24 protein-coding genes and 1 tRNA gene are annotated in these 19112 nt (G+C 29.7%); 9 read left to right on the plus strand and 16 right to left on the minus strand.

The genetic code is table 11. The features are described from left to right. Positions 1-423 precede the first annotated feature (423 nt). The 10 genes from HXZ74_RS09435 to mce form a co-directional block, all read right to left on the minus strand. Positions 424-1779: a hypothetical protein gene (locus HXZ74_RS09435; RefSeq protein ID WP_286475031.1), complete on the minus strand. Its 1356-nt coding sequence runs from the start codon at positions 1777-1779 to the stop codon at positions 424-426. 299 nt (positions 1780-2078) lie between these two features. Then, on the minus strand, positions 2079-2525 hold the full coding sequence (locus HXZ74_RS09440; RefSeq protein ID WP_286475033.1) for an MAG6450 family protein: 447 nt from the start codon (positions 2523-2525) through the stop codon (positions 2079-2081). Then, a complete protein-coding gene (locus HXZ74_RS09445) occupies positions 2518-2988 on the minus strand; it encodes a Panacea domain-containing protein (protein ID WP_286475036.1) in 471 nt (156 codons plus the stop codon). The genes HXZ74_RS09440 and HXZ74_RS09445 overlap by 8 nt, the downstream gene beginning before the upstream one ends. A gap of 108 nt (positions 2989-3096) precedes the next feature. Next, a complete protein-coding gene (locus HXZ74_RS09450; RefSeq protein ID WP_286475039.1) occupies positions 3097-3234 on the minus strand; it encodes a hypothetical protein in 138 nt (45 codons plus the stop codon). Positions 3235-3448: 214 nt separating this feature from the next. Beyond that, entirely contained in the window at positions 3449-4711 is a 1263-nt protein-coding gene (locus HXZ74_RS09455; RefSeq protein ID WP_125350088.1) for a type II toxin-antitoxin system HipA family toxin, read from the minus strand. Positions 4712-4713: 2 nt separating this feature from the next. Beyond that, positions 4714-4980 carry a helix-turn-helix transcriptional regulator gene (locus tag HXZ74_RS09460; protein ID WP_125350089.1) on the minus strand — a complete coding sequence of 89 codons (267 nt, stop codon included), beginning with the start codon at positions 4978-4980 and terminating at the stop codon, positions 4714-4716. Between the two features lie 89 nt (positions 4981-5069). Beyond that, on the minus strand, positions 5070-5471 hold the full coding sequence (locus tag HXZ74_RS09465; protein ID WP_185144183.1) for a metallophosphoesterase family protein: 402 nt from the start codon (positions 5469-5471) through the stop codon (positions 5070-5072). 135 nt (positions 5472-5606) lie between these two features. Then, positions 5607-5981 (minus strand): hypothetical protein, encoded by a 375-nt coding sequence (locus HXZ74_RS09470; RefSeq protein ID WP_125350090.1) that lies wholly within the window; start codon positions 5979-5981, stop codon positions 5607-5609. Between the two features lie 170 nt (positions 5982-6151). Then, a tRNA-Ile gene (locus tag HXZ74_RS09475) sits at positions 6152-6225 on the minus strand. A gap of 76 nt (positions 6226-6301) precedes the next feature. Continuing rightward, the gene (gene mce / locus HXZ74_RS09480; RefSeq protein ID WP_219034454.1) at positions 6302-6700 is read right to left on the minus strand and encodes a methylmalonyl-CoA epimerase; all 399 of its coding nucleotides are present in this window, start codon (positions 6698-6700) and stop codon (positions 6302-6304) included. A 78-nt stretch (positions 6701-6778) separates the two neighbouring features. On the opposite strand from mce, the gene HXZ74_RS09485 reads away from it, so the two are divergent. Continuing rightward, complete coding sequence (locus HXZ74_RS09485; RefSeq protein WP_038337013.1) at positions 6779-7531, plus strand: tetratricopeptide repeat protein; 753 nt, start codon at positions 6779-6781, stop codon at positions 7529-7531. Positions 7532-7646: 115 nt separating this feature from the next. Continuing rightward, positions 7647-7985, plus strand: a complete 339-nt coding sequence (locus tag HXZ74_RS09490; RefSeq protein WP_114999401.1) for a hypothetical protein — start codon at positions 7647-7649, stop codon at positions 7983-7985. 48 nt (positions 7986-8033) lie between these two features. On the opposite strand, the gene HXZ74_RS09495 is transcribed toward HXZ74_RS09490, so the two are convergent. The 5 genes from HXZ74_RS09495 to HXZ74_RS09515 form a co-directional block, all read right to left on the minus strand. Beyond that, positions 8034-8414 (minus strand): hypothetical protein, encoded by a 381-nt coding sequence (locus tag HXZ74_RS09495; protein WP_280038239.1) that lies wholly within the window; start codon positions 8412-8414, stop codon positions 8034-8036. Between the two features lie 235 nt (positions 8415-8649). Further along, complete coding sequence (locus HXZ74_RS09500; RefSeq protein WP_286475042.1) at positions 8650-9522, minus strand: tetratricopeptide repeat protein; 873 nt, start codon at positions 9520-9522, stop codon at positions 8650-8652. A 76-nt stretch (positions 9523-9598) separates the two neighbouring features. Continuing rightward, positions 9599-10621: an AMP-binding protein gene (locus HXZ74_RS09505; RefSeq protein WP_280051303.1), complete on the minus strand. Its 1023-nt coding sequence runs from the start codon at positions 10619-10621 to the stop codon at positions 9599-9601. A 1-nt stretch (position 10622) separates the two neighbouring features. Beyond that, on the minus strand, positions 10623-11234 hold the full coding sequence (locus tag HXZ74_RS09510) for a DUF1684 domain-containing protein (RefSeq protein ID WP_221855293.1): 612 nt from the start codon (positions 11232-11234) through the stop codon (positions 10623-10625). Continuing rightward, positions 11231-12271 (minus strand): o-succinylbenzoate synthase, encoded by a 1041-nt coding sequence (locus tag HXZ74_RS09515; RefSeq protein ID WP_286475045.1) that lies wholly within the window; start codon positions 12269-12271, stop codon positions 11231-11233. Before HXZ74_RS09515 ends, HXZ74_RS09510 begins: the two co-directional genes overlap by 4 nt. Positions 12272-12513: 242 nt before the next feature. Between HXZ74_RS09515 and HXZ74_RS09520 the strand changes: the two genes are divergently transcribed. From HXZ74_RS09520 to HXZ74_RS17195, 7 genes are all read left to right on the plus strand, one after another. Further along, on the plus strand, positions 12514-12729 hold the full coding sequence (locus tag HXZ74_RS09520; protein WP_260509589.1) for a hypothetical protein: 216 nt from the start codon (positions 12514-12516) through the stop codon (positions 12727-12729). 138 nt (positions 12730-12867) lie between these two features. Next, the gene (locus HXZ74_RS09525; RefSeq protein ID WP_038337008.1) at positions 12868-13320 is read left to right on the plus strand and encodes a hemerythrin domain-containing protein; all 453 of its coding nucleotides are present in this window, start codon (positions 12868-12870) and stop codon (positions 13318-13320) included. 73 nt (positions 13321-13393) lie between these two features. Continuing rightward, positions 13394-13834, plus strand: a complete 441-nt coding sequence (locus HXZ74_RS09530) for an RrF2 family transcriptional regulator (protein WP_038337007.1) — start codon at positions 13394-13396, stop codon at positions 13832-13834. A 65-nt stretch (positions 13835-13899) separates the two neighbouring features. Further along, positions 13900-14676 carry a class I SAM-dependent methyltransferase gene (locus HXZ74_RS09535; protein WP_286475046.1) on the plus strand — a complete coding sequence of 259 codons (777 nt, stop codon included), beginning with the start codon at positions 13900-13902 and terminating at the stop codon, positions 14674-14676. A gap of 57 nt (positions 14677-14733) precedes the next feature. Beyond that, positions 14734-15450, plus strand: coding sequence for an iron-sulfur cluster repair di-iron protein (ric, locus tag HXZ74_RS09540; RefSeq protein ID WP_038337005.1), 717 nt, complete (start codon positions 14734-14736; stop codon positions 15448-15450). Positions 15451-15582: 132 nt separating this feature from the next. Beyond that, complete coding sequence (locus tag HXZ74_RS09545) at positions 15583-17991, plus strand: TonB-dependent receptor domain-containing protein (protein ID WP_286475049.1); 2409 nt, start codon at positions 15583-15585, stop codon at positions 17989-17991. A 270-nt stretch (positions 17992-18261) separates the two neighbouring features. Continuing rightward, positions 18262-18363: a RidA family protein gene (locus HXZ74_RS17195; RefSeq protein WP_353619255.1), complete on the plus strand. Its 102-nt coding sequence runs from the start codon at positions 18262-18264 to the stop codon at positions 18361-18363. Positions 18364-18449: 86 nt separating this feature from the next. Here HXZ74_RS17195 and HXZ74_RS09550 read toward each other — a convergent pair whose 3' ends face one another. Beyond that, on the minus strand, positions 18450-19109 hold the full coding sequence (locus HXZ74_RS09550) for a YggS family pyridoxal phosphate-dependent enzyme (RefSeq protein ID WP_114999389.1): 660 nt from the start codon (positions 19107-19109) through the stop codon (positions 18450-18452). Between the last annotated feature and the right edge of the window lie 3 nt (positions 19110-19112).

Raw genomic sequence — 19112 nt, forward strand, 5'->3', positions numbered from 1 at the left:
ATTTTACGGATTCTTTTCATATATTAAAATTAAGGTTTTATGCTTAACTTTTACTCCCAACTAAGTTAGTATATCCAGTTATTAAAACAACTGAATGAATTTATAAATAATCATTTAGATAAATATTCTAATAAAAAGCAGTTTTCTATAGAATATCCTAAATATAGAAAGGTTTTTAATTCTAATGATAATTCTTCAAAAGTTGAATATATTGTAAGTTATGAAATATTGCATTCAAAACATTTTACTTATCATTTCAATGTTTATTGTACAGGATATTTTATAACAAAAATAGAATTTACATTATCTGGTAGACCTATTTCAGAACCTGAAGAGTTTGATGAAGTTGCTAATTTTTCAAAGCATTTCTTAAACTTAAAGGGACAAAAAATTAATAAATAAATTGCCCCCAATTTTTATTATTTACAACCCTAAAACATTAGAAGAAGCATTTATATAGTTCAAAAAATCCTGATATTTTGAATAGTATTTTTCATCAAGAGGTATAGCACTAACTTGCATAGAATTTTCTAAATCAAAAATCTTTTTATGGATTAAATTAGCTTCTTTAGTTATTTGAGTCCAAGCTTTTATATCAGACATCGACATATTATTTCTTTTTAATCTATATATTCTTATATAATTATCAAGTGACTTATTATAGCTGAATCCTTTATTTCTTAATTCTTGAATTTTAAGATATTTTTCATCTAGTTTCTTTAAATATGAATTATCAGCATTCAATTCTTCATACAAGAATGGGTAAACTTCAATTTTATAATATTTAGTGTTAACATACAATTGGTCATAGCCATCATATTGATATGGTTTATAGTTAAGTTTTATAAGTAGATCATGTAATTTAGTTTTAATCTTAGTTGATGATAATTCTCTAAATAAACCTGCTGAGAAAACATATAGTTCATCATTATCTGTATTTTTTACAAATGAATAGTTTGAATTTCCATAAGATAAATACTTCTTGACTTCTTCTGATACTTCATTTTTCAGTAATTTGTCTTGATAATCAGAATATGCAATAACTACTTTATTTGATAACTCTTGAAAATTACAATTCAAAGCCTTTATTATTGAATCTTTATTGACAATATATGCTGTTCTTGATTCTAAAATTTTACTACGAACTAAACCTGTTTCAAATTTTTCTTTATCAGTAAAAAATTTTTCTTCTTCAACTAATTCAAGATATCCTTTTTTACGTCTAAAATTGGGACTTCTGTCAATCACTTCTATAACTCTAGTTTGATATCCTGGGCTAACATAAGTAATACCTTGTTTATTCAATTCTAACAATTCAATATACCTATCAAGCATTCGTTTAGAAGCATATTTACCATTTTGTCGAAGATATATAATATCATTACCTACTTCAAAAAATAAAACATTTAATTCTCCTGCTAGCTTTGATGATTCTTCAAGAAGAGCAATATCTTTTGTTTTCTTGTAAGTTTGAATGTTTGAGATTATTAAATTCTTTTTATCTAAAATATCTGCTTTTTCCTTCTTTTTTAATAAATCTGCATCATAAATAGCTTTTGCTTCTTCTTTTTGATTCAAAAATAATTCATAAGATTTAGTATTTACAAGTCCCTCTACATATGGATAGAAATGTATAGATTTTTTATCTACTTTGTAAATAGTGTAACTTTCTAAAGTAAGATTTTCAAAATCTGAGGATTGAAGTGAAATTGTATTTTGAGCAAAAATACGAGGACATAGAATCATTATAGAAATGATACTAAATGATTTAATTTTCATGTGTGGTAATTTGAAATTTGATTATTAAAAATAAAATAGCGTGGACATTGCACCACGTCAAACCTCAGGATTACCACACCCTAAAAAAGCAATGGATACAAGCCACGCCAATAACGGCGTACCTCATATACATTATTTGCCTTTTCTGATGAAGATTATTCTCCGTGTGGTAATTCGGGTTTGACAATAATGCTATTAAGCACGAATATTTTATGTTCTTAAATGAACAGTAAATTCTATTTTATAAATACAAATATAATAAAAGTTTTTGAGGCTGTAAAGGCTTTATATTTATTATATTAAGTTATGTTGTGGTTACGATCAAGCCAACATATATAAAACACGGATTTGTTCCTAAAACCATGAACTCTTGCTTTTTTAGAGACTCTAAGTTCAAATAGTGTAATATCTTCTGAGAGAGTATTTTTAAATTCAGGATTAGGATATATTTTCTTATCTATAATTGTATAAGCAAATCCATTTTTGTTTGTTTTTCTTCCAGTAGAATAAATTTGAGTCCAAGTATATTCATGAGCTTTTGAATAAAAATTCCAAAATTCACTCATTTCATTTTTAGTCCATTCTGAAAAACATTGATATTTATTTTGTAAATGTAAAAAGGAAATAATTACTTTAGAATCATCTCCATTTTCAATATTCTGTAAAAGTTTTGTAACATCTTTATTTATATATGTTGTCCCTTTATTTTGCGATGAGACAGATTTATTTAAAAACTTTTTATTCACTCTGATTCAATTTTGAATAAAAGTTTTTCATTGAATCTTTTGAAATGATATTATTAGATCTTTCCCAATCGCTTAAACCAACTCGAGCTTCAATCCAAGGAGTCTCAGAATGCGTTAATTCTTCTAAATACGATGCTGAATGTTCATTATATATAGCAAAAACTTCCTTTAACAGAATTTCTGTTTCTTTATTATCAAATGAAACTTCATCAATATTAATTTTTGAAGGATTAATGTTATCATTTCTAAAAACATAAGAAAATCTTTTGTATTGAGAAGGAATTACTGGACCATGAGTCCATGCTTCGATTTCCTCATTAAAAAGTTCCTTTTTAAAAATGGCTAAATGCCAAGCTTGACAGTAATACAAAACTTTCTGCAATTTCAAAGGAGAAATGGTGTCTCCTTTCTCTGTATTAACCTGAGATAGAATCCAATCAGTTATTTGTTTACTTGTTTTCATGATACAAAGTTATTAAAATGTATGTATATAAAACTAACAATGTAGATAATTTTCATGAATTATCTCTTAACCTAATTTAATATGTACCAAATATTGATGGGTTCTTATTTATTCTTCATCCTCAGACGCTTCCTTACCAGCTTCTTCAGATTCTCCATTTTGATTTTCGTCTATTTGTTGTAAGTTTTCTTTAATCTCTTCAGAAGATTCTAAATTTTCGTTTATGTATTCAACTAATGATTTCATATTAAATAGTTTTTGAAAGATAATAATAGATTTTATAGTATATGTATACAACTTGCTGAACGATAGGCATTATGATTGCGAAGTTTGATTGTTTGGTACATTCAAGTATATAGTTATCTTAATTTATTTAAAACGGTAATTATTAAAAATCAACCAATTTAACCTAAAAATAATTGACATAACATAATGATTATTTTTAGCAGAAGTTTTTTGATTAAAACTTTAAAAACTCAGATTCAATTTTATCAATTACTTTTTCAGGAATATCTTGTTCTTTAGATAGAATTCTGAATTGATTTGTAGAGTTTATAACTTCATCAATAATTCCGTTAGCGTCTTTAATTGTAAATAATTCAGCTATTTTCATTAAATCATCTCGATTAATCTCAGTCCTTTTTCCATTAATAGACATCGCTCTTGAAATTCTTAGGTAGTTTTTTAAAGCGTCTAATGGATAAGTTAAATCATAGGCGGGAGCTAAATTCCAACGATCTTTATCAGCATCATAAATGAATGAGAAATTCTTTAAATGGTCATCGATATTGAAAAAGACAAGATTAAAAACCAGTCGTTTAAACAATTGCTGAATGTTTTTGTGCGAAAGTTTTAAATCAAAAGCAAGTTTAAAAAGATTTTCATAAGTTGAGTTTTCAGGCTTTTTAAAATCCCATCCTGTCATTCCAGATGCAGTTAAAATATGCTGTTTTTTTCCATTTTGACGATCAAATCTTGATGTTGCAAAATGTTTATCATCAATCAACTTAGAAGGCATCATTTCAATTCCTATAGAAGTTGCAATTTGATAATAGATGTACTCTATTTTTTCTTTTGAATAGCCTTGATCTTCGTCTACAGAAAGTTTAATTAAATAATGATTGTATTTGTCTGATGTTTCTAAATCACCAGGAATTAGACGTCCTGTTTTTTTATGTTCTGAAACTAAAATTTTAGGGCGTGCGCCACCCGCTGAAGTTCCAATTTTAAAGATGTTCAGTAAAGCGATATCACTTAATCCTTTTTCTTCTGTTGAAGTTTTTAAATCGAGCACTTTCTTTACTACTTCCGTTATTTCTTCTACATCAATACTCTGATTTGATTTAATTTCTTTCGCAGGTGAAAATTCTAAAGCTCCCATTCCTCTTTTCCCAACATATGTTAGTTGTTCTAAAGGAGTAATAGCATTCATTTCTTTTTGAGTTGCTTCTAACCATTCTTTAAAGACAATATTACCGAAAAAATCAGGTAAAGAATCAGCAATCATAGGAGGTAAACCACGAAATGTTTCTCCCTCAAATTCAGAAAATACTTGTACGTTAGGCGTTCTGCGGATAACGTAAGGAAATATCTTTTTGTAGTTATTACTTTCCAAAAAATCAGGATTGTATTGGAATGATGATTTTCTTTGGTTTTCGTCGTAACCTATTTTACCGATTTCAATTTCTTGAAAATTTATCGAAATGATTTGATTCTTTGCCATAGTTAATACATGGATTGATTATTTTCTAAACTTTCAATTTTATCAGAAATAAATTGATTGATCGATTTCATTTCATCAAAATACTGTAACACTTTCAAAAGAGTTTCTAGTGTAGGATTATCTCCATTTTCAAGTTTAGCAATTGTTAAGCGAGAAAGAGCTAGTTCATCAGCTAATTCTTGTTGTGTTAAATTTTCTGCTTTGCGCATTTTTTTACACCACTCACCAATTGTGTTTTTTACATCTTTTATTGTCGTGAAATCTAACATATAATGTATATTATAATAATCAAATATACTAAAATATAAACTTAATATATATTTTAGTAAACATTATTTACTAAATGGTAAACTTAATTTTATAACTCTATCATCAACTCTTTTATAAAACCATTATCTTTTTCATCAATATATTCATGAGGATTACAGATAATTTCAGTATCACCAATCTTGTATCTACAAGGTGTATGAATATGTCCATGAATCCAATACATTGGTTGATATTCTATAATAAAATCTTCTAAATTTGAAGCATAAGCAGACGTAACAGGATCAGAAATATACTCTTTTGGAACTGATTTTATACTCGGTGCATGATGTGTAATAACAATGTTTTTCAGACCAATTGAATCTTTTAGACTTTGCTCAAGCCATGCAATAGACTTATTATGAATTTGATAAACATCAATGGTTCTCATTTTTGAATAAGACGGATCACGTTTAATATATTTGTAATCATTCATTTGACTTTGACAAATCATCCCATATTTCATTGGATCTCCAAAAATTGAAAAATCAGTCCATAATGTACATCCATGAAAACGAATCCCTTCGATATCAATAAAATCATTTTCTAAAACTGTAATATTAGTACCTAATGTAGTGTGTAATCTTCCCTAAAAAACGGAACGTTTAAAAATAAATGTATTATCAATATCATTAGTTTTCCAAGGCTTAAAATCAATTCTATTAGCAGTAGATAAATTATCAACTCCTTTTTCAAATTGAAAACTTTTAATATTAGAATTAAAATTTCTATAAAAAAAGAATGTAAAATAATATATAGATGGTATAATTAAAATAAAAGAGAATATTACTAAAGTTAAAATTACTAATGGAGAAAGATTTGGTTGAGTAAGTATTAAAGATGATATTATTAAAGGAAAATATAACAACATTAAGAAACGTTGAATATTATTTTTGGACAATATTCTTATTCTATATAAATCTTCTGCTACAGTAAAATATTTATCAATTATTCCTAAGATCATTTTAGATTAGTTTTGAATTATTTTTATAAATATACTAAAAATGCAATCAAATGAAAATTATAACTATCTTTGAATCAGATAATTTGTTGTACAAATGTTGTACTTATAGATTAAAATGAAGTCAAAAAAAAGACGCTTACACAACTGTAAACGTCTGATTTTCAATAAAGTGGTCCCACTTGGGCTCGAACCAAGGACTTGCTGATTATGAGTCAGCTACTCTAACCAACTGAGTTATAGGACCAGAGAATTAAGCAATAAAAAGGAAGCTATCACCTAATTCGTTTGCAATATTAAAGCTATTTTTTTGAACTTCAAAATTATTTTACATCTTCGCAAAGCTCTACCAATACGCCATTTGTTGTTTTAGGGTGTAAAAAAACAATACGTTTATTATCTGCTCCCAATTTTGGCGTTTCGTTAATAAAAGTAAACCCTTGATTTTTAAGACGCTCTATTTCGAGTTCGATATCATCTACTCCAAAAGCAATATGGTGAATTCCTTCGCGATTTTTTTCTAAATATTTTTCAATAGCACTATCATTTTTTTCAGAACCGACCAATTCGATCTTCGATTCGCCTACTTCAAAAAAAGAGGTTCTCACACCTTCCGACTCCACTGCTTCTTCTTTGTACGGTGCTTTTCCTAATAATTTTTCGAACAATTCATTCGATAATCCCAAATCTTTAACGGCAATCCCTAAATGTTCTATTTTCATGTGTGTTGTTTTGCGTAAAGATAAACTTTTCTAAAATTTTTTATTTAAAATTTAAAGAGTTTGTTGTAATATTGAACTATGAGTTTTTATGAAGATGGGAGTCAATATCTCCGCAAAGGTCAGTATAGAAAAGCGATTGATTATTTTACATTATCGATTAAGCGTCAAATAGAAGTGGCAAATTCATATTTCGGTCGTGGATTGAGCCAATATTATATGAAACAAAATACAGATGCAATCAAGGATTTTGATAAAGCAATTGAATTAGATGATAAAAATCCAAACTTCTATTTCTACAGAGGAATGGCAAATTTCAATCAATATAATCCAACAAAAGCAGCTGAGAATTTTGATAAAGTGATCGAGATTGATCCGGCAAGTTTTGTAGCTTATCATCAAAAAGGTTATGTATTGATGAATTTGAACAAATACGATGAGGCGATCGAATGTTTCAATAAAGCTTTAGAAATTAATCCAGATTACGAATCATGTTACCACAATCGTGCATTTTGTTACGATCAATTGCAACAATTGGATAAAGCAATCGAAGATTATTCGAAAGTAATTGAAATGAAGCCACATTTCTTGTCGTATTACAACAGAGGAAATACTTATTTTGTATTGAATGATTTAGAAAATGCATTAAACGATTTTAATCAATCAATCGAGTTAAATCCAAATCATTTCTTATCATACTACAACAAAGGCGCAATCCTAGAAAAATTTGAGAAACAAGCCGAAGCTGTAGAGGAATACAAAAAAGCATTGCAGTTGAATCCTGAATTTTATTTAGCTGCCGAAAGATTAGCACAATTAGAAAATCAACAATAAAACATAGAAATCGTTTCGAATTGGAACGATTTTTTTTTATGTCTTTTTATTTCTTATCGTAAATCAATGTTAGACCATGCGTTATGTTGTTACTTTGCCTTAAAATTAATCTAATATGCAAGTACAAATCGCCGTTTATGGTAAAAACAAAGAAATTGTAGACACGTTAGAACGCGTGATTAACAAAAATGAAAACTGGAAAGCATTTTGTACCTGCTCACAAGAAGAATTGAAAGGATACGTATCAACAAACAACGTCCAAATAATATTATACAGTAGTGGAATTGGTGCTTCGGAGGTAGAGAAAATGGAGGAATGGATAAGCACTTATTTCCCTACTATAAAGCAAATCCATCATTATGGTGGAGGAAGTGGTTTGTTGAAGTGCGAAATTGATGGTGCTTTGACTGGAATAAAACCTATTAGCAAAGCAAAAATCAATGTTATCCTTTAACATTTTAAGAAAAAAGAGCTTTTCACTTGTAGATGAAAAGCTCTTTTTTTACATATCTTTTATAATCCAATAGTCTCGGGAAATCCCAACATCATTGCGATTAACTTCTATTTCGTCGCAAAAATCTAAAAATAATTCGTCCAAAGTTTTATCAATTTTTGGCGTAGAACCGAACAATTTCGTTAGAATAGGATTGGTTTCGTGCTCTAATAGCTTCCCTGTAAACTGCTGAATGTTATTTTCTTTAATGCCAATAAATGTACTTGGCGCAAAAACCATCACCTCATCCGCATCAATCACCAAAAATGTTTTCGATTTTTTGATTAACTGAATCGATTTCTTTTTTTCTTCATCCGTTCCAACTTCTAGACTTTCTAAAAACAACTCGACGTTATCAAAAACTTCTTCCTTATCTTGAACAAATTCCATCTTATAAATTTTAGCAAAATTAAAGTTTTTTTTCTGATTGTCCACTTTTATTCACGTTACCTATTTATCATTTCAATAGAAAAGTCTTCCTCAACTTATACTAAGCTGAACTAAATCTAGCTTAATAAATACGTAATTTTCTAACTTAATTGCAACTACTAAATTGTCAGATTGAACTCGTTTCAAGATCACAACAAAAATATTTCCTTGAGAAAAATGTAGTTGAGTAAAAAAACTAATCTTCTTTCAATAGAATTTCGACTTCTAAATATTCGTGGTAATTTTTGACAAAATCATGGTCAAAATCAATGTCTTCTAAGCGCATTTGAATCCCTTTTTTATCAACATCAATATAATCTAAAATCGTTTGAACATTATAAATTTCAAGATTATGAAACGTCGGATACAACGTAATTTGCTTCAAGGTAAGTGCCATAATAAAGCAATTGATTCCATTAAAATTAACCCCGATATCAGCGAAATTCTTATAAAAAGCAATCAAATTTGTTTTGAGCTGAAGATTATAATTAAAACTTCTCAACTTGAAATTTTTTAAGACCAATCGATTTGTCGTTTTCAAGACAATTTCTTCAGTAATCTGAAGGTTTTTACTCAATAATTCTAAAAGTTGTTTATCCTCAACCAATTGATACAAAATATTCAAATATCGTTTAGCTTCTTCAAAATCAAACAATTCTAAACTCACTAAAATCGATAAGAAAAGAAAACGTTGATTGGTAGGATACACAATTTCAATTTCTTTCAAATACTTTTGCGCTTCATCAAATTTCAATTTATGAATATAATATTCGGCAATGTAGAAATTCGCAGCATACAAGTAATAATCTTCCTTTTTTGCTTCTAAAAGATACAAAATCGATTCTTCGTTGAAGTTTAAATTGCGCTGAACAACTCCTTTCAGAAAAAGTGCTTTTTTATCTTTTGGATATTCGTGAAGCAACTGATTTAATAAATCTTGTGCCTTAATTAATTGCTGAATCGGATTGTGAATAAACGAAAAACTTTTCCAAATGAGATATTGATTCTCATCCATCTCGTCGTCAAGAATCAAGAAAAAAATATCATTAAAAAGTCGATTGTAATCCACAGTATAAGTTTTAGTAGTGATAAAATTAAGCTATTTTAGGTAAAATACACGAACAAAATAAAAAAATAGGTCGATCCTAAAACTGTTGTCGTTTTATTTTACCACTTTCCGTTCGAGAAAATGTAGGAATGAAAATAATTTCTTTTGGAACTTGATATTTGGTTAAATCTGCCAAAGAAAAATCCAAGCTCCTCTGCTCTCCTTCCACAACTAAAATTAATTTCTGACCTAATAATTCATCCGTTTTTGAAGTGATATAAAAATCAGAATCAATGAACGGTTTCAGCTTATTTTCTATTTGTTCTGGAAATAATTTTATTCCACCCGAATTAATCACATTATCCGCTCTACCAATCCAGTTAAATTTTCGTGTATCAATCAATTCAACCACATCATTCGTTACAACTTGCAATCCATCATAAGGCGTATCAATCACCAAACAACCTCGCTCATCTTGTGAAATCGTTACCTCATCAAACGCTTCAAAAACTTGTTCTGCATTAGGATATTTTTGATTCGCAACTTGTTTAAACGCAATATGTGTAATCGTCTCCGTCATTGCATATGTTTCGTAGACTTCGTTCTCAAAAGCAAACAATTCTTGTTTCACTTTCTCCGAAAGAGGCGCTCCTCCGATAATTAACTTTTGACATCTTGAAACAAAATCTAACGAATTTTCAACTTGCATAGGCGTTAACGCAACAAAATCAATCGAGGTAAAATTTTGTGAAATTCCACTATTAATTTCATTCAAAGAAATATGAGAAGTTGGTTGCATACAAATCAATTTCAATCCGATTTCTACTGCACGAACCAACATCAATTTTCCAGCAATATAAGTAACAGGCATCACCAATAAAGCCGAATTTCCTTTCTCTAAATGCAAATATTTTCCCGTCATATTCGCACTTTTTCGCATATTTTTTTTGGTTAAAATAATCTCTTTCGGAGTTCCAGTAGACCCCGAAGTATGCGCAATCATCACCTCAGAATCAGAAAACCATTCAACCAAAAAATCTTTTACGGATTGTTCAAATTCGTTGGTAACTTCAATAGCGTTGACATCAAAATTAGGTTGAGAAAAATCTAAATACAACATTCTATTTATGATAACTTACACCTGCATTAATTTCGATATCCAACACATTATTCGCTGGCGGAATGGGACAATTGTAATGTTTGCTATATGCACAATATGGATTATACACTTGATTAAAATCCAACGTAATTTCATTGGCTGTTGTACCTAAATCCTTTGTACTCAAATCCAAATAACGTCCACCTCCATAAGACGTCACGCCGTTTGTTTCGTCCATAAAAGGTAAAAACAAACTGTCTGCATATTTCTCCATAATTGGTGAAGATTGATAAACCGTCAGCGTTTGTTCAACATTATCCAACATGAACGTTACCGTTCCGTATTCTTTGTAATTTTTGATTTTTTTCGCAGAAGTAGGAAACGGAATCACCTTTCCATCTTTGATTGGCGTAAATTTCGCTTTCACTATATATTTTTCGCTGATCGGAAAAAATGTAATGCCTTTGAAATTCGTTTTTTCTTCGTCTACCAATGGCGTCGTTTTAAGATCAGTATAAAAAGTCGCCAATTCGGTTTGATATTTTTGAATTGCAACTAAATCAATTGTTTTTTTTGTCGTTTGACAACTCATTAAAACGATTGTTGCAAAAAATGCGATAATTACTTTATTCATGCTAATTTGTTTCGAAATAAATATTCTCCTCTTAATTCTAATCGACTTGGGAAATTGTTTGTAAACAAACCTCCTGTGCCCAATCCTTGTGGCATTTCTGGATATAAAATCGCTGTCCATTGTGCAATAGCATTTAAGCCTATATTACTTTCCAATGCTGATGTTATCCAAAACGGAATTTCGTATGTATCTGCTGCATTAATCCATTCCAACGAACCTCTAATTCCCCCAACCAAACTTGGTTTTAGAATAATATATTGCGGTTTGATTTTTTCTAATAAGTTGAATTTATCTTCTTGATGAACAATTCCGATTAACTCTTCGTCCAATGCGATTGGTGTTGGTGTAGCAGCGCATAACTCTGCCATCAACTCTACTTGTCCAGCTTTGATAGGTTGTTCAATCGAATGTATTTTTAAATCAGCCAATTGTTGCAACACCACTTTTGCTTCCTCAAACGTAAAACCTCCGTTCGCGTCTACTCTTAATTCTAATTGATCTGCAGAAAAATCTTGTCTTAATTGTTGAATAATCTTATGCTCATTTTCCCAATCAACACCGATTTTCAACTTGATACAGTTGAAACCAATCGCTAATTTTTCTTTGATTTGTTCGCGCATAAAATCAATCGAACCCATCCAAATTAAACCATTAGTTTGAATACCTTTATCACCTGTCGAAAAAGCTGATTCATACAAATCAGGATTCAATTTATCTGTATAATTTTCGTTGTAACGATTCGCAAACATACTCTGAAAAGCCTGCTCTACTCCAAACTGAATCGAAGGCCATTCGCGCAATTCACGCCACAATTCATCAACTCCTAAGTCAATATTGTCACAAACCCATTGCAATTTTTCTTCATAATCAGGACGATCATCAAAGCTCAATCCTTTAAACAATCCACATTCACCAACATATTCTTTCCCATCTTCTTCTAATGTAAAAAGATAGGTCAATTTCTCTGTCAAAACGCCGCGCGAAGTACCGCTTGGATTTTTGAATTTCAAAAAATAAGGTTCAAAACTTGCTTTCATACTTCAAATTTAAACAATGCTTTTTAGAAAAATATTGATTTAAATTAATTTTTCATTAAATCGAAACTCAATCGTTCACAATTTATCAATTAAACTATTTTTTTTTAATCTCATTTTTATTTTATTACTTTATTTCTCAAAGTGATTTCAATAAATAGTTAGTTATGAATACAAAAATGCACCTTAAATAATCTTTAATTTTTGGAATAATTGGTCTAATAATAACAATTCCACTAATTGCTATGCAATTTACAAATGAAGTCAACTGGAGTTTATTTGATTTTATTATTGCATTTATTTTACTTTCGGTTATTGGATTAACGATAAACTACATTCTACAACTGACTAACCGTTTACAAAATAAAATCTTTTTCTGCATAATGGTTTTACTCATTGGTTTATTAATATGGACTGAATTAGCTGTCGGAGTTTTCGGTAGTCCAATAGCAGGAAATTAGAATGATTTTTTTATTGAATACTTTTCCATTTATGTCAACCTAAAAAAGATCTGAAATACGTCTAAATTTTAAAATAGAATACTAAAAAGAATTTTAGTGAAAAATTGTCATAACTTTAATTCACAAAAACAGTTAATTATGAAAAGAAGTGAACACATTGTCGTTTTATCAAAGGATCATCATTTTGGATTGCTTTGTAGTTGGAAAATTGAACAAGGTTTCTTTAAAAATATTGCATTAGAACGAATTGCATCTTATGTTGAATATTTTTGGAACAATCATCTTTCTGAGCACTTTAAACATGAAGAAACGATTATTTTTCCCTATTCAAACGAAACATACAACCAACAAATTAAAACCGAACATCAAGAATTAAAGGTTTTAGCACAAAAGATTGCTCAACATCCAGAGAAATCAATAGTAGAAAAATTTGCTCATTTATTAAAAAATCATATTCGATTCGAGGAACGTGAATGGTTTCCTTACTTACAAGAAAATCTTGATGAAAGTGATTTGAAACAAATAGGTAAAAGATTAGAAAACTCGCACACAAAACCATTTGATAATTTTGAAGACGAATTTTGGAAATAATTAGAATTAATAAAACACCTTTTACTCTTTTATTAAAGAAATGATGTATATTTGTAGTGTAAAAGAATTGTAAATGTTATCAAAAACTTGTGAATACGCCGTTAGAGCAGTAATTTATATCGCACAGCAAACCAAAGACGGAAATCGAGTTGGAATAAAAGATGTAGCGAAAGGAATTGATTCTCCTGAATATTTTATTGCAAAAATTTTGCAAGAAATGGTTCGAAAAAATCTTTTACAGTCTACAAAAGGACCAAATGGTGGTTTTCATCTCGATGAAAAATATATGAAAAATTCGTTGGCTGTAATTGTTAGACATTTTGATGGAGATAAAATTTTTAGTGGTTGTGCACTTGGACTAAAACGATGTTCAGAAAAAAATCCTTGTCCTTTGCATCAGCAATTCAAAGAAATACGAAATACTTTAAAGCATTTATTAGAAACAACTACTATCAACCAATTGGTTGAGAAATTAGATTCGCAAGAAGTATTTCTAAAATTAAATTTAGAATAAAATTTACCTTAATAAAAGATAAAAAGGTCTTTTTTATTTCAATTGAAAATAAAAAACTTACTCAAATGAAAAATGATACAATTGATAAAATGTCTGGACATTGGCTCCTTGCTAAAATAGGAAAAAAAGTACTAAGACCTGGAGGAAAAAAGTTGACAAATGAAATGGTTGAATTGTTAGATATCAATACAAATTATGCGATTGTAGAATTTGCTCCTGGGCTTGGTTATACCACTTCTATTGTACTTGACAAACAGCCAACATCATACATTGGAATTGATTTAGACGAAAAAATTATCGAGAATTTAAATCAAAAATTTGATAATCAAAAAGCTGTTTTTCAATTAGGAAATGCTGCTGACACAAGACTTGATGACTGTTCTCAAACTAAAATTTTTGGAGAAGCTATGCTAACGATGCATGCCAATCATCGTAAAAGTGAAATCATAAAAGAAGCTCATCGTGTTCTAAAAAAAGATGGATACTATGCAATTCATGAATTAGCATTAAAACCGAATAATATTTCAGATGAAATCAAAAAGAACATTCAAAAAGAGCTTGCAATTACGATGAATGTTAATGCAAGACCATTAACAGTTGAAGAATGGAAAATTCTTGTAAAAGAAGAAGGTTTCGAAATTATTGAAATTAAAACAGCTGAAATGCGCCTGCTTGAACCTTCAAGATTAATTGATGATGAAGGATTTTCAGGGTTTTTAACTATCATAAAAAATATTGCAACTCAAACAGAAGTGAGAGAAAGAGTAATAAAAATGAAGAAAGTTTTCAAAAAATACGAAGAACATTTGTGTGCTTTTGTCATGATTGCAAAGAAAAAATAATAATGCTAAAAGGCTCAAAAAAAATTTAATTTAATAAAAGATAAAAAGTATTCTATTATGGACATAAAAACAGATTTAATCGGAGAAATGGTCTCAGAAGATTTTAGAACTGCGGCGATTTTCAAAAAACATGGCATTGATTTTTGTTGCCGTGGTGGAAGAACCATCGAAGAAGCCTGTGAAAATAAAACTACAGATGTAAACAAAGTGTATAATGATTTGGAAAATTTACCTTCTCAAACCGAAGCTTCAATTGATTTTAAATCGTGGCCATTGGATTTGCTAAGTGAATATGTTGAAAAAATACATCATGCTTATGTGGAAGAAAAAATACCTGTTTTACTCGCTTTCTTAGACAAATTATGCAAAGTTCATGGTGAAAGACATCCAGTACTTTATGAAATAAACGCTTTATTTAATCAAACAGCTCAAGATTTGAGTGCTCATTTAAAAAAAGAAGAATTAATTCTTTTTCCATTTATCAAAAAAATGACTCATGCAAAGAAAAGAGGAATAGAATTAGAAGTTCCTCATTTTGGTACAGTTGAAAATCCAGTTCACATGATGGAACATGAACATACCGCAGAAGGTGATCGTTTTGCAAGGATTGCAGAACTTACCAATCATTACACTCCACCAGCAGATGCGTGTAACACTTATCGCGTGACCTATGCAATGTTAGAAGAATTCGAGAATGATTTGCATACTCATATTCACATCGAAAACAACATTCTATTTCCAAAATCTATTCAATTAGAAAAAGAACTTAAATAAGTTTATTCACTCCCAATAATCCCCTTATTGGGAGTTTTTGATTCTTTAATTCATTATTATTTAAGATATTTTCACTTATAGTTTTGTAACTTTTTGATGATTGATGCGTCTTATTTGTAAACAACCCTATAAATGAAAAAATATTTTCTTCCAATTATTTGTATTGCATCTGTTCATACTTTTGCTCAACAAGAAATAAAAGGAACTTTTCAATATACCAATCAAGCTCCAATAGCGTTAGCAGATGTAATCATTTTTCAAGGCGAAAAAATTATAGATGAAATTTCTACTGACAAAAATGGGCACTTTACGGTTATTTTAGAAGAAGGAACTTATACGTATAGAATTGAAGAAGCTGGAATTTTACTTCATTCATCCTCTCTCACGATTATGAATCATACGGATTTAGGAATTATTTTAGTTCCTAAAACTGAAAATGTAACCTTAACGGAAGCTGTTGTTACAGGTCAAAAAAAATTAGTTGAAAAGAAAGTAGACCGATTAATTTTCAATGTCGATCAAGCAGAAGGTGCAAAAGGTGGAAATGCCTTAGATGCATTGAAACTTGCGCCACGTATCGAGGTGGAAGAAGCGACAGATGCTATTTCGATTATAGGAAAAGGTTCAGTAAGCGTCATGATTAATGACCGATTAATGCAAATGAGCAGTGAACAATTGTCAAATTATCTAAAAACCATTCGAACAGAAGATATTGAAAAAATTGAAGTCATTACAAATCCTCCAGCCAAATACGATGCGACAGGAAACAGTGGAATCATCAATATTGTATTGAAAAATGCAAAACAAGAAAGTTTGAATGGTTCTATTTCGACTTCATACAACCAGCAAAAATACGGTGGATTCAATTTGAACGGGAATATCAATTACCGCAAAGGAAAATGGACATTAACCTCTAATATTTATAGTGGTAAAGGAAATTGGTATGGTAAAAGTAAAAACACAACTTTATATCCAGATCAAAAATGGACTTCGGACGGAATTAATAAAAATGAGAACAATTATTATGGTGGTCGAATTGGTATTGATTATCAAATCAATGACAACTTAATTACAGGTTTCAATTTAGATATTTCAGATGGTAAAGGAGAAAGTAAAGGAAATTCAGTCATTGATATTTTCGATTTAGTGAACAACAAAACAAATCGTTATATGACGACGAATTGGGATGGTGGAAAATGGAATTGGAATTATCTGGGATTAAATTACCATATCATCAAAAAATTCAAAACGGAAGGTAAAAAGTTAACATTCGATTTTGACTATTCGAATAACGGAAACGATAGCAATAACAAAAATATCAGTAACGAATTTGATCCTAATTGGGCAGAAATCCCTGGTAAATACGAAAATAATTACAGCTTAAATGACGGCTCTTCAAACCGATTCAATGCAAGTATCGATATGGAGCATCCTGTTAATTCGTGGAAAATGAATTATGGAACGCGTTTACGTTGGGCAACAGATGAAGCGGAAAATCAACGATTTTTAAAACTTAATCCGAATGATAATTTCCATGAAGATACCGATTTTGCAAGCAAATACAATTACAAAGAGAATGTCTACGCATTGTATTATTCGGTAGAAAAACAATTGAGTGAAAAGCTGACAGGAAAAGTTGGGTTACGCTATGAGCATGCACAAGTGAAAAGCATTATGGAAGATCCGAAAAATAATTACGAAAAAACTTATGACGGCTTATATCCTACCGCTTATTTGATGTATCAATCATCGGAAAATCATTCGTTTACATTAAACTATAGTCGTCGTGTAGATCGTCCATTTATTTGGTATTTAAATCCAAGAAGAACGAAACAAAATGAGTATAATTATTCAGAAGGAAATCCAAATTTGACGCCTTCTAATTCGAATAATTTCGAGTTAGAGCATGCGTATAAAGATTTATTGGTAACAAGTTTGTATTACCGCAATGCGAATGATCTTTTTGAACAAGTAAGCATCATGGATCCTGATACCAAGATTACACTTTCTAAGCCTTATAATATTGGAAAAACATATAGTATTGGTTTAAGTGAAAACATCAACGTAAAACCTTATAAATGGTGGAAAGTAAATGCTTCGGCAGATGTTTTCTATCGTAAAACAACCAGTAAAATTCCTGAAATGAATTATACATTAGACGGAATGAATGGGGAATTTAGAATTACAAATAATTTAGATTTAAATAAAAAGAAAACACTTTTTGCTAATTACACTTATTCATATTATACAAAAAGTACAGATGGATTAGACAAATTTGGAGATTTTATGCGTCATAACATTGGTATGAGAGCAATGGTATTTAAAAAGAAATTACAACTTTCGGCAAATATCTCTAACCTTTTCGAAAATAAAAATGGAACTTACACAAGTACGTCTAACAACGTAACAAATATGGGAGTTAATCAAGCTTTCAGAATGTATCGTATTGGAATTAGTTACAATTTCGGAAAACAATTTAATATAGAACGCTCAAAATCTAACCAAGAACAAAGCGGCGGAGGCGGTGGAGGAAATGGTTAAAATTTATTCCTGAATGAATAGAACCTGAACAAATCTGTTCAGGTTTTATTTTTTTATAATGATTATTGATCCAATTCTATCAATAGTTTTTTTAATTTGGATATACTTGTAATATATCTTGATATAAAGATATATTTAAAACCAATAAGAAAATTATTCAAACAGAAAATATACCAATTGCAAATGGACACTACTCACAATGTAAAATAATGGAATTCTATTTCTGGTCAATTACCAATAGATTGCGAAACCAAAAAAATTCTGTTAACAATTTTAGAGCAAACTAACTTAGTTTTTAAAAATATCGAAACGATATTACATGAAGCTAATAGCGATAAAAACCATGTATTTCTGGTGGAAATCTCAATTTAAACACTTTACCTTTTTAGAAATTGTTGTATAAATAATAAACCCCTAAAACATAAATTTCAGGGGTTTTGTATTGCAATACTATTCTGTTAAATCGAATAATTACGATGTCCAAAGATCGAACTCCCAATGCGAACCATTGTACTGCCTTCTTCTATCGCGATTTGATAATCTCCTGACATTCCCATTGATAAAATAGAAATGTTTTGATAAATAGATTTCAATGAATCAAAGTTAGATTTTAAAGAACGGAATTCTTCACGAATTTGACTTTCATCTTCCGTAAACGTTGCCATTCCCATCAATCCAACTACGCGAACATTTGGTAAATGCTGAATTTCTTCTTGCATTATCTGTTGAATTTCTTCTTCATCCAAGCCAAATTTTGTTTCTTCATCTGCTATAAATTGTTGCAACAACACATCAATTACGCGATTATTTTTTTGGGCTTGTTTGTGAATTTCTTTCAACAATTTTAAACTATCAACTCCATGTATCAAATGCACAAAAGGCGCCATATACTTCACTTTGTTGGTTTGCACATGACCAATCATATGCCAACGTATATCCTTTGGAAGAACTTCGTATTTATCGCACATTTCTTGAATCTTGTTTTCTCCAAAATCTCGCATTCCAGCCGCATAAGCTTCTTGCAAATCCTCCACAGGTTTTGTCTTAGAAACCGCTACCAATGTCACATGAGCAGGAATTGTAGCTTCGATTGTTTTTAAATTTTCTTGAATACTCATTTT

The sequence above is a fragment of the Empedobacter sp. R750 genome, from assembly GCF_030324345.1.
Lineage (GTDB): Bacteria > Bacteroidota > Bacteroidia > Flavobacteriales > Weeksellaceae > Empedobacter > Empedobacter falsenii_C.